Origin of the sequence: Pseudomonas sp. Gutcm_11s (assembly GCF_028649395.1) — a bacterium.
Classification (GTDB): Bacteria; Pseudomonadota; Gammaproteobacteria; order Pseudomonadales; family Pseudomonadaceae; genus Aquipseudomonas.
Genome location: NZ_JAQSUW010000014.1, coordinates 64348 through 85880, shown reverse-complemented (window position 1 = coordinate 85880; position 21533 = coordinate 64348). Strand labels below are relative to the sequence as shown.

18 protein-coding genes are annotated in these 21533 nt (G+C 59.7%); 5 read left to right on the top strand and 13 right to left on the bottom strand.

All coding sequences use genetic code 11. The features are described from left to right. Positions 1-134 precede the first annotated feature (134 nt). The 4 genes from PTT45_RS11425 to PTT45_RS11410 form a co-directional block, all read right to left on the bottom strand. Positions 135-4187, bottom strand: a complete 4053-nt coding sequence (locus tag PTT45_RS11425; protein ID WP_273813414.1) for a hypothetical protein — start codon at positions 4185-4187, stop codon at positions 135-137. A 223-nt stretch (positions 4188-4410) separates the two neighbouring features. Further along, positions 4411-5616 (bottom strand): MFS transporter, encoded by a 1206-nt coding sequence (locus PTT45_RS11420; protein ID WP_273813413.1) that lies wholly within the window; start codon positions 5614-5616, stop codon positions 4411-4413. A 17-nt stretch (positions 5617-5633) separates the two neighbouring features. Continuing rightward, entirely contained in the window at positions 5634-6722 is a 1089-nt protein-coding gene (locus tag PTT45_RS11415; protein WP_273813412.1) for a flavin-containing monooxygenase, read from the bottom strand. Positions 6723-6760: 38 nt separating this feature from the next. Continuing rightward, complete coding sequence (locus PTT45_RS11410; RefSeq protein ID WP_273813411.1) at positions 6761-7111, bottom strand: ArsR/SmtB family transcription factor; 351 nt, start codon at positions 7109-7111, stop codon at positions 6761-6763. A gap of 125 nt (positions 7112-7236) precedes the next feature. Here PTT45_RS11410 and PTT45_RS11405 point away from each other — a divergent pair, with 125 nt between their 5' ends. The 5 genes from PTT45_RS11405 to arsJ are packed head-to-tail and all read left to right on the top strand — an operon-like array spanning position 7237 to position 11070. Beyond that, positions 7237-7650, top strand: coding sequence for an arsenate reductase ArsC (locus PTT45_RS11405; RefSeq protein ID WP_273813410.1), 414 nt, complete (start codon positions 7237-7239; stop codon positions 7648-7650). A gap of 7 nt (positions 7651-7657) precedes the next feature. After that, positions 7658-8014 carry a metalloregulator ArsR/SmtB family transcription factor gene (locus PTT45_RS11400; protein ID WP_273813409.1) on the top strand — a complete coding sequence of 119 codons (357 nt, stop codon included), beginning with the start codon at positions 7658-7660 and terminating at the stop codon, positions 8012-8014. Positions 8015-8068: 54 nt separating this feature from the next. Beyond that, positions 8069-8785, top strand: a complete 717-nt coding sequence (gene arsH / locus PTT45_RS11395) for an arsenical resistance protein ArsH (RefSeq protein ID WP_273813408.1) — start codon at positions 8069-8071, stop codon at positions 8783-8785. 47 nt (positions 8786-8832) lie between these two features. Further along, on the top strand, positions 8833-9837 hold the full coding sequence (locus PTT45_RS11390) for an ArsJ-associated glyceraldehyde-3-phosphate dehydrogenase (RefSeq protein ID WP_273813407.1): 1005 nt from the start codon (positions 8833-8835) through the stop codon (positions 9835-9837). 9 nt (positions 9838-9846) lie between these two features. Then, on the top strand, positions 9847-11070 hold the full coding sequence (arsJ, locus tag PTT45_RS11385; protein WP_273813405.1) for an organoarsenical effux MFS transporter ArsJ: 1224 nt from the start codon (positions 9847-9849) through the stop codon (positions 11068-11070). A gap of 387 nt (positions 11071-11457) precedes the next feature. Here arsJ and PTT45_RS11380 read toward each other — a convergent pair whose 3' ends face one another. The 9 genes from PTT45_RS11380 to PTT45_RS11340 form a co-directional block, all read right to left on the bottom strand. After that, positions 11458-11829 carry a hypothetical protein gene (locus PTT45_RS11380; protein ID WP_273813404.1) on the bottom strand — a complete coding sequence of 124 codons (372 nt, stop codon included), beginning with the start codon at positions 11827-11829 and terminating at the stop codon, positions 11458-11460. A gap of 100 nt (positions 11830-11929) precedes the next feature. Continuing rightward, positions 11930-14818 carry a DUF927 domain-containing protein gene (locus PTT45_RS11375; RefSeq protein WP_273813402.1) on the bottom strand — a complete coding sequence of 963 codons (2889 nt, stop codon included), beginning with the start codon at positions 14816-14818 and terminating at the stop codon, positions 11930-11932. A 275-nt stretch (positions 14819-15093) separates the two neighbouring features. Next, on the bottom strand, positions 15094-15294 hold the full coding sequence (locus PTT45_RS11370) for a helix-turn-helix transcriptional regulator (RefSeq protein ID WP_273813400.1): 201 nt from the start codon (positions 15292-15294) through the stop codon (positions 15094-15096). After that, entirely contained in the window at positions 15291-15458 is a 168-nt protein-coding gene (locus PTT45_RS11365) for a hypothetical protein (RefSeq protein ID WP_273813399.1), read from the bottom strand. Before PTT45_RS11365 ends, PTT45_RS11370 begins: the two co-directional genes overlap by 4 nt. A 1845-nt stretch (positions 15459-17303) precedes the next feature. Next, positions 17304-19568: a tape measure protein gene (locus PTT45_RS11360; protein WP_273813398.1), complete on the bottom strand. Its 2265-nt coding sequence runs from the start codon at positions 19566-19568 to the stop codon at positions 17304-17306. Then, positions 19565-19792: a hypothetical protein gene (locus PTT45_RS11355; RefSeq protein ID WP_273813395.1), complete on the bottom strand. Its 228-nt coding sequence runs from the start codon at positions 19790-19792 to the stop codon at positions 19565-19567. Before PTT45_RS11355 ends, PTT45_RS11360 begins: the two co-directional genes overlap by 4 nt. Then, positions 19789-19983 carry a helix-turn-helix transcriptional regulator gene (locus PTT45_RS11350; protein ID WP_273814229.1) on the bottom strand — a complete coding sequence of 65 codons (195 nt, stop codon included), beginning with the start codon at positions 19981-19983 and terminating at the stop codon, positions 19789-19791. The genes PTT45_RS11355 and PTT45_RS11350 overlap by 4 nt, the downstream gene beginning before the upstream one ends. A 143-nt stretch (positions 19984-20126) precedes the next feature. Further along, positions 20127-20390, bottom strand: coding sequence for a helix-turn-helix domain-containing protein (locus tag PTT45_RS11345; RefSeq protein ID WP_273813394.1), 264 nt, complete (start codon positions 20388-20390; stop codon positions 20127-20129). 99 nt (positions 20391-20489) lie between these two features. Continuing rightward, positions 20490-21290 carry a hypothetical protein gene (locus PTT45_RS11340; protein WP_273813393.1) on the bottom strand — a complete coding sequence of 267 codons (801 nt, stop codon included), beginning with the start codon at positions 21288-21290 and terminating at the stop codon, positions 20490-20492. Positions 21291-21533: the final 243 nt, after the last annotated feature.

The following is a 21533-nucleotide window of genomic DNA, read 5'->3' as shown; positions in this document are numbered from 1 at the left end:
ACTCCGGCTAGGATCAGCATTAGATTTTCGGTCATTCTGAGCAAACCATTTGAGTGCCGCCCCCCATCAAACCAGCTCCAGGGAGAAGCCCTCTCCATGACGATTCACTGCATGGATAAGCGTATCGGTAGCGGCTAGCTCCCCTTTTTTTGTCGACCGGCTTTGGCCTCGGTATCACTCGGCTTACGCTTACGAGGTGGTTTAGCAGCCTTGGCCGTCAAGAAGTCACTTTCCTTGCGATCCTTAGCAGCGACTGTCGCATCGGACACGTCCAGTACGATGACTGAAGTTGTGCCTATAAGCTCGGGACGCAGCATTCGCTCCAGCGCATCCTTCAAAATTTGGGGGGAGGTCGGTGTGGTTCCCGTTGGCGGGGTGGTGACACTCAATGCCTTACCAAACCAGAACACAAGGTAAATGCCTTGGGCTTCTGTGTTCTTTGCTAACGAATAAGTTTGGAGTTGACCGCTATGTCCATACCACAAGTGATCATGACTGGTTCGCTTTGCTTCTATAGGGACGGCGAAGTTACCATGTGTGACGAGTATGTCTGCGCGCGTATTACCAGATGAGGCGGCTTCAGGCTGTACATCAAAGATCCCAAAATATCGAAGCTTGTCACGTAGCTTACCGGCGACGACATCGCGACAATCATTCTCGGGTTTGGGAACTTTTTTATCCCAAAATAATCGCCACGGGTTATCGGGCGATGGCTGCATCTCACTGGAGATCTCTTCAAGCATGATCACCACCAAGGCCCGGAGATCTTGGGCATTGATGGGGCCTTTTCCTGAAATAACCTTGGCTAACTCTGGCGGAGTGAGCAATCGCTGAGATGAGGCTCGAATATCTCGCCGATAAAGCTCGAGTTCATGCTTGAGCGTTTCGACCCAGCGAGTGCCTTGCGCATGTTGGACCAGCTCTAAAAGTGTCGTTTCTACTAGAGGTTCATCCGAGGAAGAGATGGATCGAAGGACTTTCACGGTGTCTGGCCATCCCGGGCCAGAGTATTCTGCCATTTGCGGGTCACGCCGCATCATGGATTGGAGCAGTAGGCTAGCCACTTTCAGCGTGGATGCAGCACGCAGTTTGCGAGCAGTCTCGGGAAAGCCTTCAAGGACGTGCATTTGGATAGTACCGCTATCGGCTTGGTCCAAGCACTTTGAGAAGGCCTCAGCATACAGATCCGGCCTCAGGTGGGCTCCAAAATATGCCCAACGCAACTGATCGGCGCTTATGGAGTGATCGTTGAGTAGCTCTTCTTCAGGAGTTTCCTGTGCATGCCTGCTCACCATCTCGTTGACCATGGGCAGCAGCTCTTCCTCCTCCAGGTTAAACCATGCGAGGTTAAGGACACTGTCGAGCGTAATGCCTGAAAGTTGTTCCCGGGTTGTCATGGCCTCTCGTGCTGCCCAAGCGTGCAGTCTAGACCGAGCAGTGTGAGTCCCGAGCTTATGTAGAAGTAGTGTCCAGCCTACTTCTCTTATACTTGCCAGTTTTCTGAGGGGAGACGAGGTATCATGAGCTGACTGATTGAGGCGCTCAACACAATAGCTTTCAAGGCGATCTCGCCGAGCCCCATCTCTCATCCGATCAGCAGCAAAAAAGACCTCAAGGATACGCTCTAGAGAAACACTGGAAAGAGCATCATTCTGGTTCTCAAGCAAGATCGATGCTGATGCGACTCGAACTAGATTAACCCACTCCCACTCTTGGTCCTTCAGAAGCACACTGGCAAGCCCATGTGAAATCGAGTGAGCAAGCTGCTCCCCAAAGGCCTCCAAAAGCGCTTCTGTGCCGCCCCCTCTAATCCAAGGAAGCGGCCTGCTTCCACAATAAACTTCTGCCCCCCAGTACAGCGCATCCTTATTTTCACCGGCCTCGATTGAGGATGTTGCGGTGATCCATTCGGATATCATGTGGGCTAGATGCTTTTCAATTCCTGCTGCTTCGTGAGCACGCAACTGCGTGATTTCATCAGTGTGGCTTTCAACACTCTTACGTGCTGCAGTAACGGCTTCGGAGTCGGGGTATGTGGCAATCAGCTCCAGAAACCAAGATGGCGCATCTTCGTGTCGTTCCAATACCCAATAGGCTGCTTGCTTTCCCAAATACTCCGGCCCCAGTCTCTCAAGGAGCTCCTGCTGGGTAAGCATCCATTCAAGCAGTTCAGCGGTGGGTTTTAAGCCGACTCCCTTTAGACCAAAGGCAATAGAGCCCGTCTCAGCAATTTCTTGATCGCCAATAAGCAGCAGGGCTTTTGCTATTTCGTCCTGATCAGGCCTCGCTAAAGTCCATTCAGCGCCTACGGAACTAAAGCCTGAATCCTTGGAAAGAAAGATGGCGCCTGTCGCTACCATCATCTTGGCGAAGTCATCGACTGTAATTTCGACGTTACTCGATAAAACTGCTATGCAAAGCGCAGAGGCAAATCGCTGCTCCATTGAACCGATACCAGACGATATTCGCCATTGCTTCGGGGTTTCTAGGATCAGTGGCCTCCACAGGTGGGGGGCTACGATATGCCATGCGATGTCTCTGAGTGCGTAGGTGATAGGAACTAATTTTCCTACCCCATCACGCGAGCTGGTGAGCTGAAGGCAAGCTAGAACCCGGGCTACATCAGCCGCTTCCAATTGGTCCGTAGGGAAAAGACAAAAGAGCTTCGCCACGATGCGGCAGGTATCGGCTAGGGATTCATATCCTGCACATAGCTCATCTATTCGGCGCCAAATATCCTCGGTTGAGGGATGGGCACAATTTGCCCATGCCGCTACAGCTGCTTCTCTGCACCACAGGTTCGAGCCTTTTCGTAACGTTACATACCAACAGGCGTCAGCTAGTTCAGGGATGGGGACGCCAACAGACAGGGCTTCTAATACTGCATAGAGCCGGTGAACAGACTCATCTGTGGTCAAGAGTGTTAAGGCCTGTTGCGTAAGCTCGGGCGTGAGTAACCCCGTAGTGCAAGAGCTAGCAGGGCCCCACCGATCTGCAGTCCATTTGAAAAATGGGTCGCGTTGGCCTGCCCTATCTAATATGAGGGCTCGCAAGCTCCACGGAAGCTTCGCCGCATCACCATGCAGTAACAACGCTTCTGGTTCCTGCTCAACAAGCCGCGTGGCTTCCGCCAATGCTCCTTCATTAGCGAGATGGCATGCAGTCCATGCATAGAGTGGTTTGAGTCCTTCGGACGGTAAACCATCTGAGGAAACCATTAATGCCAACGCCCGCTCTATGTGAAGTCTCATCCCACCCAGGCCATCAGTCACCAGCCGTGCGAGGAATCGAGCCGCAAGGAATTCCTGGATGCTGCGGTGAAGGGGAAGGAAATCCTCTCCTTTCTTCATGAATAGAGCTGTATCCAATGCGGAATCTAACTCTGCTGGATTGATCTCTATTTCAGATGCAATAAGGATGGTGCTGCTGGATAAGCCAGAGCGTCGGAGACTATGCTTCCCTGCGATTAAGAGTGTTAGAAAAATGCGGCCCGCAGTATCCAAAATTAAATGCGGTGTAGGATTAATTTCACTCTCAGCTTTCGCTTGATTGTGCTCAACCGCGAAGTGAGCCACCCCAGCCTCATAGAGCTCAAATCGTGTAATTGAAGGGAGAAGTCCCCGATCCACGCTCATTAGAAATCGAAGACCGAGAGGCGTCATTACAAAAGGCGTAGAGCGCAATGTCTGCAGAGTTGATAGCGTAGATGAGGGAGAGGGGTGGCCGAATGCGGTCAGCACCGCGATGGCTTCCTCTTCATCCAGTGGCTGGAGCTGTGCGATGACCGGGGCCGACTCGACGGCCGCGCACTCACCTCCAAACGCTTTACTAAGCTTACCGCCGGAGTTCCAATCTTCAGCCCTGCAGCTAACTCTCCAGCGAGCACCTACTGTGCGCTTCAATGCTTTCGCGATACTAAGCGCCTCTTGAATAGGTACTTCATCAATAGCATCGATGAAGTAAGTTTCACCCGCCTTAAGATCCTCGGGAGAAAATAAGTAAGCTGCTTCGCTTGAGAGCGCGCTCTTTTTAGCAAAATGCTCAAAGGCCACGGTTTTCCCCAGGCCCGGCTCTCCAAGCAAGACTACGTACGAAGCATTGGTTAAATCACTCAAGCGCACGGCTTTGAGGTACTGGTCAGGTCCAGCGGTAACGGAAATGAGTCGATCAAGAGGAGCAATCTGCATTGCCAAAGAACCAAGCTGCGGTGATGGCCAATCATACTCGATGGTTAGATCCGATCAGGTGGAGTGAGCTCCTGTTTTCGTAGGCTGAATAGACCCAGCTTCCCTAGAGAGCTCAGAGCTTCACCGTGAAAATTGCACAGTCGGGGCATATTAGTCCGCTTTTGGCCGTTAGCAGCCCCTCACGAGCGACTGCTAACGGCCATTAGCGGCCATTCACAAGGCCTCAAGCTTCGACTGGTGCGGATTTCGATGGAAGACCGAAGCTCGCCAGCAAGCTTGTAGCCACCAGAACAGCCATCGCCATTAGCAAGGCTTGTGGCCCTAGCTTATCTACTGCAATTGCGGCCACGACCGGGCCAGTGGCTTGAGCGATCAGCATGGGGCGAGCCAGCAGTCCCATTCGTGCTCCGTATCCTTCTCTGCCGAAAAGCACCAAGGGCAGCGTGCCGCGAGCGATGGTCAGAATGCCGTTGCCAGCCCCATACAGTGCCATCGCTACAAAGGCCAGCCATGGCGCACCGGGTATCAACATGACGATGCCAACGCCACTCAGCAGAATGGCTCCTCTCGCCGACCAAGTCGGATGCAGGTTGCGACCTACGGAGAACTCCGCGAGGCGGCCGACTACCTGCGCAGGCCCGATCACCATGCCAATGGCGAGTGCGGTAACAGAGGCGATTCCAAGCAGTTTCAGCACATCAAGCAGGTGAACAGAAACGGCAGACACCACTAGCGATTGAAGCGTCAGGAGTAGCGCCAGCAGTAGAAAGAGCTGTCGGTATTCTGGTGCTGGTACGGGAGCAGTTGCCGCCTGAGCATGGCTGCTCTGTATAGGTGTTGAAGCTTCTTTGGGCACTACCAATAGATAGATTGGCAGCCCGATGAATAGATGAGCCCCTGCCAACACAAAGCAGCTGTATCGCCAGCCAAGCTCATGTTCCAGGCCGGCAATCAGAGGCCAGCCCAGCGTGCTGGCGAAGCCCCCAAGCAGAGTCAGGCCGGTCATCGAGGTGCGTGCACCGTCGCCGAGTAAGCGACCCAGAGTGGAGAACGCCGCGTCGTATAGACCCGCAGCCATGGCCGCACCGATGCATGTCCAAGCCAGGTAATAGACGAGCAGATTGCCGGCCACTCCCATCAAAAGTAGCCCCAGTGCCATCAGCAGCGAACTGCTAGCCAGGATGGGCCGTCCCCCGTGGCGATCAATCTGGCGGCCTGCCAGCGGTGAGCAGATGCCGGCGACCAGCAACCCCCAGGACAACCCAGCCACGACACTGGTCAACGACCAGCCCATGTCCTTGGAGATTGGTGTCGCGAGTACGGCCGGCAAATAGTACGTCGTGCTCCAGGCCAGTATCTGAGCGATGCCCAGGGCCCAGACCAGTTTGACGCGATTGATTGTTGGCTGATGACTTTCAGGTTGGGGCACGGGAAGGGCTCTTGTTGTTATGGCTGCAATGCGATGTTGCTCAGGCCAGCAGAGGTGGCTCGCAGGTAGTGCAGCAGGTGCTTCAGGTTGTGCTCGATGTCGGGGCCAACTCCGCGCAACGTGGCTGAGGCGAAGTTGCGTTGTCTCGGCAGGCCCACGAAATACAGGCCGGGAACATGAGTGGCGATGCCATGCCGTTGTAGTACATGGCCTCGATCATCCATCACCGACAGGCCTTCGAGGAAGGGCAGATTGGGACGGAAGCCGGTGGCGAATATCAGGCTATCAATGCGCTCTACTTGCCCATCGGCCCAAGCGACGCCGGAGGGCGTCACCTGCTGGAACATAGGGCGCGGCCGATACCGGCCAGCCTTCAATGCCCGCCGATAAGTCCCATCGTCCAGTACCGGCGTGCTCTGGTCGCTGAGCCAACGGCTATTACCCAAACCTGTCCACTTCAGCCAATCATGGAAGTCGGCACCCAGGATGCGCTGGGGCATGAAGCGAATTGCCTCGCGCGTGGCCAGCGTCACCTCAGCGACCTGTGCCAGCTCGTGAGCAATCTGCACCGCTGAGTTGGCAGCGCCGACCACTACGATTCGCTGCCCCTCGAACCCGGCAGGATTGCGATATTGCGCGCTATGCAGGCGCGTGCCACCAAAGCTGGTGAGCCCTGGAATTTCTGGGGTGTACGGGCGACTGAAGCCGCCCGAAGCCACTATCAAGGCCTTGGCGGTGAACTGTTGGCCGTTGTCCGAGGCGACGCGAAAGACTGTCTCTTCGCGATGCACAGCGGTTACCCGTGTCTCGCTGAGGATGGGTAGCTGGAAGTGCTCCGCATACTGTTCGAGGTAGCTCACCACTTCGTGTCGCAACGGGTAGCGCTTCGCCTCTCCAGGGAACGTCATGCCAGGCAGCGAAGAGTGCTCCGCCGGCGAGAACAGCTTCAGGCTGTCGTAGTAGTTGTGCCAGTTACCGCCTGGGCGCCCCTGTTCATCCAGAATGAGGAACTCCAGCCCCTGCTGACTCACATGCCAGCCCGCTGCCAGGCCTGCTTGGCCAGCCCCAATGACAATGACATCGAAAACCCGGCTATTTACGTTCATTTATGCGCACCCATGCACGTATTTGAAGAAATGAGAACTCAGGATTGGCTGCCTGGGCAGCAGAAGGGAGCAATGGTCTTGGTGTGGTGCAGGATGCCTTCCAGCTTCTTGATGATGGCCGGCCCATCGACCTCGTAGAACACCTGGCGGCCTGACTTGGCCGAGCGAACGATGCCGGCCTCAAGCAGCACTTGGAGGTGGCGAGAAACCACGGAGCGTTCTTGCGGTAGCTCCGCTGCGATCTCGGTTACGTCAGCGCGGCCTAGCTGCATGACGCGCTTCAACACCGCCACTCGCGGCGGCTCGCAGAGAGCCTTGAAGAATGCGCTGTCGAGCGAGTCGATGGCGGCTTCGATGGCTTGGGTTCGAAGAGTTGTGCTGCTGTTCATGCGGAGCAATATATGTGCATGCTTATGCACATGTAAAGCCTAGGGTCGAACTCGTCTTGTGGTTGCTTTACAGCGCATATGGAAATCCATATATTCGTTTTGGCGAATATGCTGAGGCATTCCCGATGAGCAACAAAAGCAGTGTGCTGTTCGTGTGTGTGGCCAATACCGCCCGGTCTCAACTGGCCGAGGCCCTGCTGCGCCATACCGACTCCGAGCACTTCGAGGCTTTCAGCGCAGGCACAGAGCCTGGCGGGGTCGACCACCGGACGATTGAGGCGCTGGAGCATCTGGGTGTGGCTGCCCAAGGTTTGCGCAGCAAGTCCATCGATGAGTTCGAGGGGCAGCGTTTCGACTATGTCATCACCCTATGCGACAAGTCGGCGCTGGAATGTCACGCGCTCCCCGGTGCTGGCGAGGTTCTCGCGTGGAACTTTGAAGACCCGGTTACGAGCAGCAAGCCGGAAGCATTCCGCCACACCCTTCATGAGATCCATGAGCGCATCAAGATGTTCGTCCTGGTGAAAACCAAACGCTGAGGTCGCTATGACTGAATCCCTAACCCCCATCACCGTTTTCAAATGCCTGGCTGACGAGACGCGTGTGCGCGCCATGATGCTGATCGTGGAAGAGGGTGAACTTTGCGTGTGCGAGCTGACCTGTGCGCTCGATGAGAGCCAGCCAAAGATTTCTCGCCATCTGGCCCAGCTGCGCACTTGTGGCCTGCTTGAAGATCGCCGCCAAGGGCAATGGGTGTACTACCGCCTGCACCCCGAGCTGCCGGAGTGGGTCATGCAGATCCTCCAGGCTACGCACGCGGCGAACCGCACCTTGTTCGGTGAAGACCCTCAGCGTCTACAGCAGATGGGTGATCGACCGGAGCGGGCAGCAACCTGCTGCTGACACCGATTGAGCGATCCCTAGAGGGGCTCAGTACCTGATTTCGTAGGAGTAACCATGCAAGACGATCTTCTGCCCAACCTGGATGTCGACCTGGCTGACTTGCCGACACTGGATAAGCTCGGCGTCGAGTCGGCTTCAACCCATCCGCCGCGCATCCTGCTTCTGTACGGATCTACCCGCGAGCGTTCTTTCAGCCGCCTGCTGACCGAAGAAGCTGCACGCCTGCTCCAACGCTTCGGTGCCGAGACGCGCATCTTCGATCCGAGTGGCCTGCCGCTGCCGGATGATGCTCCGGAAAGCCACCCCAAGGTGCAGGAGTTGCGCGAGCTGATGCAATGGTCGGAAGGCCAGGTGTGGTGCTCCCCTGAGCGTCACGGTTCGATGACCGCCGTGTTCAAGGCGCAGATCGATTGGGTGCCGCTGGCCATTGGCGCGGTTCGCCCGACCCAGGGCAAGACCCTGGCGGTGATGCAGGTATGCGGTGGCTCGCAGTCATTCAACGTGGTCAACCAGCTGCGAGTGCTTGGCCGCTGGATGCGCATGTTCACCATCCCCAATCAGTCCTCGGTGCCCAAGGCTTATCTGGAGTTCGACGCGGACGGCCGAATGAAGCAGTCCTCGTTCTATGACCGTGTGGTTGATGTGATGGAGGAACTGGTCAAGTTCACCCTGCTGCTACGTGACCGCTCCGACTACCTGGTTGACCGCTATTCCGAGCGCAAGGAGTCGGCCGAAGAGCTATCCAAGCGCGTCAATCAGCGGGCCATCTGATTAACCACTCGATTCACCTGCCCAACACCTTTACGCGAGACAGCACCATGACGATCAAAGTCGGTATCAACGGATTCGGCCGCATCGGCCGCCTGGCCCTGCGCGCTGCCTGGAACTGGCCCGAGCTGGAGTTCGTGCAGATCAACGACCCGGCCGGCGATGCCGCCACCCACGCTCATCTGCTGAACTTCGACTCGGTGCATGGCCGCTGGCAGCATGAGGCGGGCAGCGATGGTGAGAGCGTGGTGATCGGTGGCAAGCGCATTCGCGTCACCGCCAACAAGGCCATTGCCGACACCGATTGGAGCGGCTGCGACCTGGTGATCGAGGCCAGCGGCAAGATGAAGACCGTTTCCGTACTCCAGGCCTACTTGGATCAGGGCGTGAAGCGTGTAGTGGTCTGCGCACCAGTCAAGGAAAAAGGCGCGCTGAACGTGGTGATGGGGGTCAACCAGCACCTGTTCGACCCGGCCCAGCACCGCATCGTCACTGCCGCGTCCTGCACCACCAACTGCCTGGCTCCGGTGGTCAAGGTGATCCACGAGAACCTGGGCATCCGCCACGGCTCGATCACCACCATCCACGATCTGACCAATACCCAAAGCATCCTCGACACCCCGCACAAGGATCTGCGCCGCGCCCGCGCTTCCGGCATGAGCCTGATCCCGACTACCACCGGTTCGGCCACAGCGATTGCCGAGATCTTCCCCGAGCTGCGCGGCAAGCTGAACGGCCACGCCGTGCGCGTACCGCTGGCCAACGCCTCGCTGACCGACTGCGTGTTCGAGGTGGAGCGTGCGACCACAGCCGAGGAGGTCAACGCGCTGCTCAAAGCGGCGGCCGAAGGCCCGCTGAAGAACATCCTGGGCTATGAAGAGCGACCACTGGTGTCCATCGATTACCGTACCGATCCGCGCTCCTCAATCATCGACGCACTGTCGACTCTGGTGGTGGCTGGCACCCAGGTGAAGATCTACGCCTGGTACGACAACGAGTGGGGCTATGCCAACCGAGCGGCGGAGCTGGCTCGTCTGGTCGGCGCGGCGGAGTAAGCAGCGATCATGAAGGCGTTGTCAGCCCTATCTGCGGAAGTGCGTCAGTACCTGCTGGTTACCGGCAACTACTGGGCTTTCACTCTCACCGACGGCGCGTTGCGCATGTTGGTAGTGCTGCACTTCCACACCCTGGGCTACACGCCACTGCAAATCGCAGCACTGTTCCTGTTCTACGAGATCTTCGGCGTCATCACCAATCTGGTGGGTGGCTACCTCGGTGCTCGCCTAGGTCTGAACCGCACCATGAACATTGGTCTGGGCATGCAGGTGCTGGCTTTGCTGATGCTGACAGTGCCGGCCGCGTGGCTGACCGTGCCCTGGGTGATGGGAGCCCAGGCGCTGTCTGGCATCGCCAAGGATCTCAACAAGATGTCCGCCAAGAGTTCGATCAAGCTCCTGGTGCCGGACAATCAGCAGGGCACGTTGTACAAGTGGGTGGCCATCCTTACCGGCTCGAAGAACGCGCTCAAGGGCGTGGGCTTCTTTCTCGGCGGAGCGCTGCTGGCCTTGCTCGGTTTTACTGGATCGGTGTTGGCCATGGCGGCGGTGCTGGCTCTGATCTGGCTGGGCAGCCTGGTGCTGCTGAAGAAGGATCTCGGTAAGGCCAAGGCCAAACCAAAGTTCCGCGACATGCTCTCCAAAAGCCGGGCGATCAACATCCTCTCGGCCGCGCGACTGTTCCTCTTCGGTGCTCGCGACGTGTGGTTCGTGGTGGCGCTGCCGGTGTACCTGAGTACCGTGTTCGGTTGGGATTTCTGGCTGGTGGGTGGCTTCCTCGCCGCCTGGATTATTGGCTACGGCATCGTGCAGTCCTTCGCCCCCAACATCACTGGCAAGAAGAGCGGGCACGTGCCGGATGGCCGCGCTGCTTTCTCCTGGGCGCTGGCCCTGGCCGGTTTGCCGGCGCTGATCGCACTGGGACTAGGCACCGGCTGGTCGGAACAGGTGGTATTGCTGGGTGGCCTGATGCTGTTCGGCGTGCTGTTCGCGGTGAACTCGTCGCTGCACAGCTACCTGATCGTCAGCTACGCCAAGGAGGACGGGGTGTCCCTGGACGTGGGCTTCTACTACATGTCCAACGCCCTGGGGCGCCTACTCGGCACGCTGCTCTCTGGATGGGTGTTCCAGCAGTACGGACTGGAAGCCTGCTTGTGGGTTTCTAGCGGGTTTGTGGTGCTGGCGGCTCTGATTTCTATCGGGCTGCCTCGGCATCAACTGCCAGCTTTGTGACGGTGCATAGCGACTTCTCATCAGCACTTCACCGCCCAGTGACAGCCGTACGACTGGCCGCTTTTGGCCGGTAGCGGTCGTCCATGAGGGGAGGTACCAGCACAAGCGAACGGCCCGATCTCGCCTTGCTCTGCTGTGAAATTACGAGATCGGCTCTATGGCCTGGATGGCCCCTGCTGTCTCAACGGTTGATCAATCAAATTGGCGGTGTACGCGAATCAGTGGCGGAGATGCAGGAAGTGTCGGGGATGCGGATTGCTGACGGTTCGGCGTGCGAATTAGTGTCGGTGTCGATGCGAACACTCATTCCACCTTGGACGGAAGTCAAGATGGAACGCCGTGACCTGACTAACAGTCACAAAAAAGCCGGCAAATGCCGGCCTTGAGCTATTGATCTTCGTGATCCTTTATTTCTACAGGATCGAAATACAAGCGTTTCTTCTGTTTGCTTTCCGGGTGCTCATACAGATCGTAATCGAAGGATAGGTCTCTGACGGTGGCGAGTTTAAACCCATCATCAAGAAGCTGTTTTCTGCACTCAACAAGCTCAGGAGTGCCAAGCAAATAGTCGAAGCGGTAACTACCCATCGTGCCTTCCACTGCCCCGCTGATGACCTCACCCTCTGCTGCCGCCCATGCCAGGCTGCTGTTGCCATGAACTGCTCTATCTAGCTCATATAGAGCTAACTCAAGGAGCTTACGAAGCTGCTCACTACTCCCCGAGCGAATGCTCAGATTCAATGACCTCGGTTTATCCATACTATTCGCTCCGCTATGTGCTTTCGTGCTCAATTGAGGGTAAGAGATCCAGGCACCGGTATCTACCGCCAAACAGCTTTTGTGTTCTTGAAACCTGTATTTAAGCCGCCTCTGACAGCCTATCAGGCTCGTCCATGAGCAATGCCGAACCATTGACCACATAGGCGCGCCCCTTGGGCATACCAGGCAAGCGCAGCGACTGGGCAGCCTTGCCATCGGTAGCGGGCTCCAGAATTCCCCGGGCAACCAACTCCCGGTTGGCGGCCGCCACGTTCATGCCCTTGAACACCTCATCACGCCAGGCGGTGGACAGGAAGTAGTAGGTCACGCTGGTAAAGGCCGTATCGCCATAGCTGTGCTCAATGGTGCGTCGGAAGCCCAGCCGGTCAGTAGTACGCGGTGCATGGTCATCCACCTTGGCCGCCACACTGTCCCACCGGGTGAAGCGGCTTTCGCCGTATCGTTCCACCACCATACGCAGGCGCTGGACGATGGCCTCCCCTTCCATGTTGCCGGCGCCGCCCCGGGCTGCCAGCCAGGCGTCCAGGCACACCCGAGCGGCATGCAGCGCCGCACCATTGGGCCAACCCGTCACGCCTAGCCCCGTGGCCAACTCGCCAGCCGCAGCCGCCAACCCGAAGCGCGCAGCAGCCCGCTGGGCCTGGCCGCTGGCGCTGGCAGGCAATGACTCTGCAGTGAAGCGCTCTACCGTCCTGCGCAGTGTTGCCACATACCCGAGCAGCTTGCTCGGTTCGCAGAGGGCCGACAGGAAGGCCAGGGCTGGCGTGCCGTAGAACTTGCCCACCCGGGCCTTGAGCGCATCGGACAGCGCCGCCGCATCCTCGAAGCCATGCAGCACCTCGAACAGCCCCAGGCCCTCGCCGGCATCGGCCGGCACAGCGAGCAGCCGCACCTCCATCCCGGCTTTCAACTCCTTGCTCGCCTCGGCCATGTGCTGGGCCAGGGTCTTTTCCCCGGTGGAAAGGAACAGCAGGCGCCACTCCTGTACCTGGCGGCCAGCCTGGCCGCGATCATTGGCGCGGGCCTTTCCGGTGCCGTTGCCCAGCATGTAGATGGTTTCGCCGATGATGCGCGGGTCACACATGCCGATTTCATCCAGCACCAGCAATCCATCCGAGTGCGCCGCCGCGATGCTCTCCAAGGCGTTGTCCGTACTGCGCCAGGAACGAACCAGGCGCGGCCCGCCCCACACCGATGCAGCCACCTGCAGATGGGTGGTCTTGCCGCCCGAGCTGTCGCCGTACAGGTGAAAGCCGCCCGACTCGGCGTCCAGCTGATGCAACAAGGCCCCGGCGAAGGCCACACACACCACGAACATCAACCGGTTATTGCCCACGCACAGCGCCCCAACCTGCTGCTGCCACTGCTCCAGAGTGCCGGCCCAAGCAATCGGCGGGAACTGCGCGCCAGCTTCATAGAAGTGCAGGTGCTCGGCGCTCTGCCCAATCTGCCGATCCGGTAGCAGGTAGGCGCCGCCATGCCAGCCCAGGCGCGTGACCAGGCGTGCGCGCTCGGCGCTGTCAAAGCCCTGTAGGTAGCTCTGCAGGTCGTTGCGCGAATTACGCGCCGTGCGCAACGGGGCCAGACGCAGACCCATATCCACCAACGGGCCGAGCACTTCCTTGCCGAAGTCGCCGGCCATCGCCCGTGCCGGAATGTTCCAACGCTTGCGGTCGCCGTCCGGGTCATCGAACTCCACCAGCAGGCCCCAGTTGTGGCCCTTATCGTCACGGGTGCGCGCCAGTATCTCCAGGCGCGAACACACCGGCCGGGCCTCGCCATCCTCGCCGGCATAGAACACCCCTTCCACCGTCACACGGAAGCCTGCCGGCACGGCCGCAGAGTTCTCCGCCGGGGCTGGCTTGGCGTTGGGCTTGCGGGCCTTGGCCGGGGCGGCCGGCGCTGCTACCGGTGCCAGGGCGAACAGCTCCCCGGTGCGCTCCAGCTCTGCCAGGTGCGCCGCCGTCCAGCCCTTGGCCAGGGCATCGGCCGCATCGTCACCCTCGGCCCACTCACCACCAGGGGCGAAGGTTGGACGCTCTCCATCGAGGCCCGGCCGCTGGCCGAACACTGTCAACGCGACTACCCGAACCGAGGCGGCCCCGAGCTGGCGCAGGTGCTCGTCCAGAGCGCCCATGCACTTGAGGCCCGGCGCATCGTTATCCGGCCACAGCAACACGTCCCGCCCGGCCAGTGGGGCGAAGTCGGCTTTCTGCCAAGAGTTGGTACCGTTGGGCCAGCAGGTAGAGACGTAGCCGGGCAGCAGCTCAGCAGCAGCATCTGCCGACTTCTCACCTTCGCATAGCACTACGGGCACCGCCCGCCTGCTGACTAACTCATCGAGGCGCAGCAGCGGGCGCGGTTCGGGTAGGCTCAGCCACCGCCAGGACAGTGAGCCATCGGCATGCTTGCACCAGGTCAACGGAGCAAAAACCTTGCGCGGCGTGCCGCTGTCATCTGGCCCCAGGTCGAAGCGATAGAGCACCATCAACGGCCTGCCCTCGGCATCGCGGTAGACCCAAACCTTCGACGGCTTACCGTGCTGGCGGTGCTTGTGCGGCACCTTACGCATAGCCTCATCAGGCACTGGCAACACCGGCACCCACTCCAGGGCCTTCGCCGGGCTGCTGGACGGCACGCTGCTGATGTTCCCCGCCGTCACGCCCACGAAGTCAGCCAGCTTGTTGCAGGCATCCACCTCGCTACCGCCGCTCAGGTAACGCACTAGGTCAATCAGATCGCCGCCCTTGTCGCCGGTAGCGAAGTCGCTCCAGGTGCCCTTTGCCAAGTTCACCTTGAGTGAGCCGGCATGCTTGTCGGCCCGGGTCGGGTTGGGGGCGGTGTACTCCTTGCCACCGTCCACACGCTTTCCACCAGGCAGCCAGTGCGCCAACACCCGGTCGACTGCCTGCAGTGCAGCGCGGCTCACCTCAGCAAAGGTTGGCCACTTGGAGTTCTGTCCTGTCATTGGCACCCCCCACCCAAGGTGCTGTCATGGCCATGCATGGCGAGAGTTCGGATCTCTCGAAGCATGCCCTGCACAGCCCACAGAGCCCCAGCGATTACCTCATCGCTATAGCGATCACCTCCGCTACCATCAAACTGGCTGACTAGAAGCCACAACACCGAATCAGTTCGAGTGATCGCTGCAGTAATCGCATCAATAGGCACACCAGCATCAGCCTCAGGAGCCACAACCAACATCCCTTCAGGTAAAGAGCAGTCAGGTCGCTTCATTTCCACTTACCCCCGATCACGCGCAGCTTTCTGCTGCTCAATCCAGTCTTGTATTTCGAGCTGTGACCAGCGCGACACACTTCCTAACTTCACAGGCGTTGGAAATAGATCGTCCTGGATCAGCTTGTAGATCTTGGTTTTCCCAATACCTACTTGCCTCATGACCTCAGATAGCTTGATGAGTGAGTCCAATGGAGAAAGCGTCATTGCACCTCCCCCTGTGCTTCCAGTGCACGAGCCTTAGCCATGTGATGTTGATAGCGAGAAAGACGGACAGCAGCAGATGAATCGGCTCGCAGGGCGGCAAAGGCCATGCGCCGATGGGCGGCGGCGCGAAGCCGGGACGGATTGAGGGCGTACAGGTGCTTCATGGATGGTGCTCCTACTGTTCTGTTGGAGCTGCCACGAACCGTCGCCAAACGATTATGGGTGGCAGCCGTGCGCAGGTTGGCGAACCGGGACAGTAGGCACCCGGCAGACCCGAAGGTCTCCCACGCACGGCCACCATAAAGCGACATTGCGGGCACAAAAAAAGCGCCTGCAATGGTCCTTCTGGCGCTTGTGCGCCTACTGATAATCGGGTCGCCAAACCCGGTCACTGGATTGACAGCGACGGCCGCAGAGTAGCGCGATGGGTCAGGGAGAGCAACGGCCAGGGCGCGCAGCGCTTGCGCGCCGACCAGGCACGGCATAGATTGAGCATTCATCGTGATTCACCTCTAACGCCCTCGGCTGCAACCGGGGGCGTTGTCGTTTCAGTGGACAGCGTTGGTGTGAACGGGATGGCGCCGCAACTCAAGCCAGGTGTAGTGAGCGCCGCGCTGAGACTTGCCAAGCATCTCGTCAACCAACCCAGGCCACCCACCGACGTGGGCCAACACCTCTAGATCACTCAAATGCGCTGCATCCTCTGGCGGTTTGATGGCGAGCAACTGCCAATCTGGAGCCGCCCATAGCACTAGGACAACACGAGCGCCACGGTCTAGTGCTTGAGTGAGCATCGGGTGCAGGCCTCGTGGGCCGTGTAGATCCAAGTCGCTCAACCCAGAGCGCTCTGCAAATTCGTCCACTGCGGTATACGGCAGGACTGTCGGCTTCATAGTGATACTTCCTTGTAAGTCAAAGAGAGCGCAGGCCGGCATCCTCAAGGATGCCCAACAACGCAGCCTGATCCACCTCCGCAACAGCCACGTCCACAGCCCGCCCGCCGCGCGGCGACTCGAAACGCACAACCGTAGAAGGTCGCGCGGTGCTGCTGTCTGGTTGAGTTGATGCAGCAGCCACATTGGCCTCGACGCGCTTCTGCTGTTCCTCGCGCGCACGACTCTGCTCTGTCGCCGCCTCAATCTGGCGTAACAGGCCAAGAGCACGCGCTGAATTGCTGATCGCATTGGCGTCGCCACTAGCCTGTGCCTCTGCCATCTGGGCTTGCAGCTCCCGCTTACGGGCATCGAAACGGCGACGCTGGATTGCATCCTCGCGCCCCTCCAAGCCATCCAGCTCATCCAGTAGGCTTTCTACGGTGCCTCGTGAGGACTCGCCCAGTTGCTGCATCTGGCTCTTGGCGCTCTGGAGCGCGCTTTCCAGCGAGGTCAGATCGGCTTCATCCAGCAAAGCCATGCTGCCGCGCGCCTGCTCGGCCCGCTTCGCGAAATCAGCCATGCCCAGCGTGCCATCCTCATAGGCACGCATCAGGCTCTGCAGCTCCAGCTTCTGCGCTAACGTCGCTTCCTGCAGGCGCAGGCTCTGGCCGAGGGTTGCTAGCTGCCAGCGGCTGAAGCCACCCAGCCCAGCCCAGGAGGCCGCCTGCTGGACACTCTGCAACTCCTCGCTGACACGCTCCAGCGAGGCCGCCGTCTGCTCCAGGCTGCTGGTGTCGATGGCTACCTTGGCGGTGCCGAGGCCGCGCAGGCGGTCGAACACTTCCAGTGCAGCAGCACTCAGCTGCGACAGAGGCTCCCGCGCCTTGGCCATCACACCGTCGACGTAGCTGGCCAGCGAAGAGGTGTCCTGCTTGACCTCCTCGCTGCCCTTGCGACGCTGCTCCATGGCCTCGCCAATGGCGCGCCGCTCTTCCTCCATGCGCCGGCCGCCCTCGCGGCGCAGCTGCTCGCTGGTGACGATGGCGTCCTGATCGGCCTGGGTCTTGTCGCGCTGCGCCTTGGCGCCCTGCTCGACCGCGCTCTTGAGTTCCTTCTGCTGGTCGCTGGTCTTCTTCAGCTCCTCGTTGTACTGCGCGGCGGTGATCTCGCCATCGTTGTACAGCTTGCGCAGGGCGGCGCGGATGTTGTTGATGTCGACATCCGTCTTGGCGTTGCTGATGGCCTGCTGCACGGACTGCAAGTCGCCCAGTTTTTCCTCCAGGTCGGAGACACCATCGGCAGCACCAGTCGCAGAGCCCTGCAGCTCCTTGAGCCGACTAGCCAGCAGGCCAGCAGGCCAGCGGCCTGGGCGTATTCTTGCTGGCTGAACTTGCCGGCATCGAAGGCATCGAGCAGCACAGCGCGCATGCTCTCCAACTGCTGCACAGCAGAGGCCGCATTGATCACGTCAACGGCCTGGGCAAGATCAGCCAGACCAACCTTGCCAGAGGTGACCAGGTTCAGCAGGGTCTCATTGAGAGAAAGCACCCCGGTCTCGGCCAGCTTGAAGCCAGACCGCACATCGGTGCCCGACTCTGCCGCGCTTGCTGCTACATCTTCAAGAGCCTTTTTCTGACGCTCACCACCAGCTTCCGCTGCGTCCGCAACGGTGCTCCAGAGGTCAGTTGCATCCTGCTTTACCTGATTAGCCAGAGCCTCGCTTAAGCCGAAAACCTTATCGCGTGCAGATTCAAGACCAGCCACGATCTTGTCGCCACCGATCAGGTCAGGGATTGCCTTGGCAGCGGTTGCCATCGCGGACAACGAGGCACCAACCATTGCCGTGAACGCTGTGCCTACGCCGGAGATAAAGCCCGTGATGACGTTCGCCACCACCCTGACCGGCGCCGCCATCAGTTGCACAGCACTGACCGTCTTGTCGATCTTTTCACCGAAAGTGACGAGCCAGGCTGAGCTGTCATCCACCAGCCGCTTGAAGTCCACTTCGCTAAGGCTGAGAGCAAATTGCTTTACCTTTTCCACCCCCTGGATAAAGGCCTCAGACAACCCCTTAGCCAAGGTATCCAGGCTGCCATCCGCCGCCATCCGGCTGATGGTGTTACTCAGCAGCGAAAGCTGCCCCTTGACGTACTCAAGCGCCCCCGCGTTCGCTATGCGGTTGTAAAAATCGGTGACCTGATCTTTCAGGGTGCTGATGATGCCGCTGAGCCGATCCATGTTGGACTCGGCCGCGCCGGCACTCAGCCGCCCAATCTCCTTCACTAGGGCCGCCAGCACGTCCCGGCCGAGCCGGCCCTTGGTGGCCAGCGCCTGTAGATCGGCCGCATTCTTGCCGGTGATCTTGCTGAGCATGTCCCACACAGGCACACCGCGCTCGACCAACTGCAAGATCTCCTCGGTCTGCAGCTTCTGCTTGGCATAGGCCTGGCCGACAGCACCGATGATGCCGCCCAGACGCTCCATGCCGCCGCCCAGCTTCTCGTTCTGGTCGACCAGCGCCTGCAGCGTCCCGTTCATCGGATCTACGCCGTAGGCCTGCAGCTGAGCAAAAGCGTCGGTTACATCCTGCAGCTCCAGCGGGGTGTTCTTAGCGAACTCCTTGACCCAGGCAGTGGCCGCCTCACCAGCAGCCAACGAGCCCATCAGAGCATTCATGCGGGTCTGCAGCCCCTCGAACTGGTCGCCGGTCTGCAGCATCGAGAAGATGCCGCCGCGCAACAGCTCGAAGCCCCGCCCCACCGCACCCAAAAGCGCATTCAGGCCAACGAAGGCAGCGGCGAAGGCCAGCACCTGCTTGGCGCCTGCAGCCAGGGCACCGCGCGCCGCGTCGACGCGGGAGGCATGCTCTTGCGCAGCATCCGCCGCCTTTTTCTCCTCGATCCGCTTCTGCTTGATTGCCTCGCGGTTATCATCCACCGCCTGCTTGTTCTGCTTGATCTCGGCGGTAAGGCGGTCCTCTTCCGAGCCCAGGCTGCCCGTATCGACGTTGAGGGCCTTCAGCTCAGCGCGCAGGTTCTTGATCGCGCGCTGGCTACGATCGTAGGCATTCTTTGCCTCATCAGCGGTGCGCCTCGCCTCGCGCAGGGCGATGCGTTGCCCGGCGGTCGCCTGCTCGCTGTCGCCGATCTCGCGGGTGAGATCATCCAAGGTGGCCTGTGCATCGTGCCAGGCGCGCTCCAAGCTGCCGGTAGCGCCCTCGGTGTCGCGCAAGGTACGCACCAGGCCGCGAGCCCGGCCAGCTTCAGCCAGAGAGTCCTTGAGACGCTTGCCCTCGGCCGTCAGTTCCTTGAACGCCTCACTGGCAGGCCGGATGTCTTTGCTCAGGAAGTCCCTGGCGCGCAGGGTGAGCTGTACCAACCGCTCAGATAAACGGCTCATGCTTCACCCCCTTGCAACTGCTCGCTCTTGGCTTCCTCCAAGCTGCCGCGCATGGCCTCGATCACATCCTCCAATGCGACTATCCCGCGCCGGAATACGGACTCTGCCGAGTCATCGTCAGCACATTGACCACGCAGTTGCACCGAGAGCGAAAGCCTCCAACCCTCGGAGGTGCGATCAAAGCGAAACATAGGGAGTGGCCTTGCTTGTTCGCCCTGGCTCATGCTGCCACCTCCCCACGCGCCGCAATGCGCGACTTGACCCACTCCTGCACCTCGGCCAGTACCCAGGCCACTGGGGCACCGCGTGCCGGGCTATCACTCAGCGGCACCGGCCGGGGAAAGGTCGGGTCATCCTTGAGACGCTTGTACACGGTCGGCCGCTGCAAGCCGGTCAAGGCCATCAGCTCGGGCATGCGGATCAAGGTGACGGCTGGATCGAATCCCGACACTGCGGCGGTGCTGGTGCTGGGTCGCAGCGCCTGCACCTGGCGAGGGGCAGCCGAGAGCGGGCCAGCAGGGACAGAGCTGCGGACTTGCGAGGAGCGCTTGGACTTGGTCATCGCGCCGCCCCCTTTACAGCATCGGCGGTGCTGGTGCTTTGGCGAGCAAGTAGCCAGGCGGCAAGGTCGGCGCGACGGTAGCGAATGCGGGAACCGCAGCGGATAAAGGGAAGCGCGTTGCGCCCCGTACTGCGCCAGGCAGCTAGCGTCTTGACCGACAACCCGAGCACTTGCGCCGCTTGTTCAGGGGGCAGCAGCTCGGCAGGGGCAACTCCGGACGCTGGCTGCGATGCCAGCGCGTAAGTGTGTTGGGATTCCATGCAGTACCTCAGGGGGCTGGTTTGTTCCCCGCAAGGCTCACAGAAAGCCCAGGCACTCACACCGGAGGTTTAATTAGAATATCCGCCCTTGACTTACCTTTATTTATCAGTTTGAGGGCGGCGATAGGCTGCCCAACGCGTGTTTGAAAACCGAGCGCTTGCAGTCCGCCGTAGATTGTCCCAAGGCTCATCACCGACATGCCAACGCGCAGTCCTTGCAAGTTCCGGCGCTTCAACCAACGCTGCAGCGCAAGCCGCACTCCAAGTAATACCAGGCTCCTTTTGCTCGAACGCACAAGCATGCAAATACAACTCACGTTTTGCAGGCTCAGTAGCAGAGCTTGGCCTTTTACCCTTTCTCCCCTTTGGCATCTGTCCACTGGCTACCCGCGCCGCCACGTAGTTCTTGAACAACGGCACATCAAAGACCTCCGGCACACGCTCCCTGATGCTGTCGAAAGTGGCCCCACCAGCCTCAATCAATTCGATGGCTTGTCGCGCACGCTCCGAGAGTGCCCAGCTTTGGAAGCGGTCAAGGCAAGCGAAGGCTAGTCGGCCTTCCGCTGTAACCACCTGCCGCATCGCATAATCAGAGCCGAGGCCAGCCAAGTGATCCGCGAAGCCATCCGGGCGCCAGCTAATCGACCAAAAGCGCTCAAGCCCGCCACCAGGCGTATACCGAAGGACGGTCCAACCGAAACCATTACCCCGGCCTGAAAGATCAGTGCACAGAGCGATACGCCGCCCACTCTGATCTATAAACACGCAGCTAGCGATTTCCCTCAACAGAAAATCCGGCGCGTAATGCGGCCACTCAAATGCAGCTTCGTCATCGCCTACAAACCGATAAACAATATTGGTCAGCGTCGCGTCATCCGCACGCTCAAGAGTAATAACCATCCCCTCGCCCCATTCAGTGCGCCCACCACAGCGCTGCAATACGCTGCCGCTCCCCGCAGACCATACCAGCCAGGGCCATCAGGGCAGAACAGGGCCAGCGTCGTGTTCCGTCTGGCCGGGCGCTGGTGCCGCCCTGATACGCCCCGAGGCGTTCCACTCCAGCCCCGCCAAAGGTGGAACACCTCCGGCGCCTGGAACACCAGGTGTTCCGCCTTGTGCCGTAAGGTGTTCCACCGCTGAAAG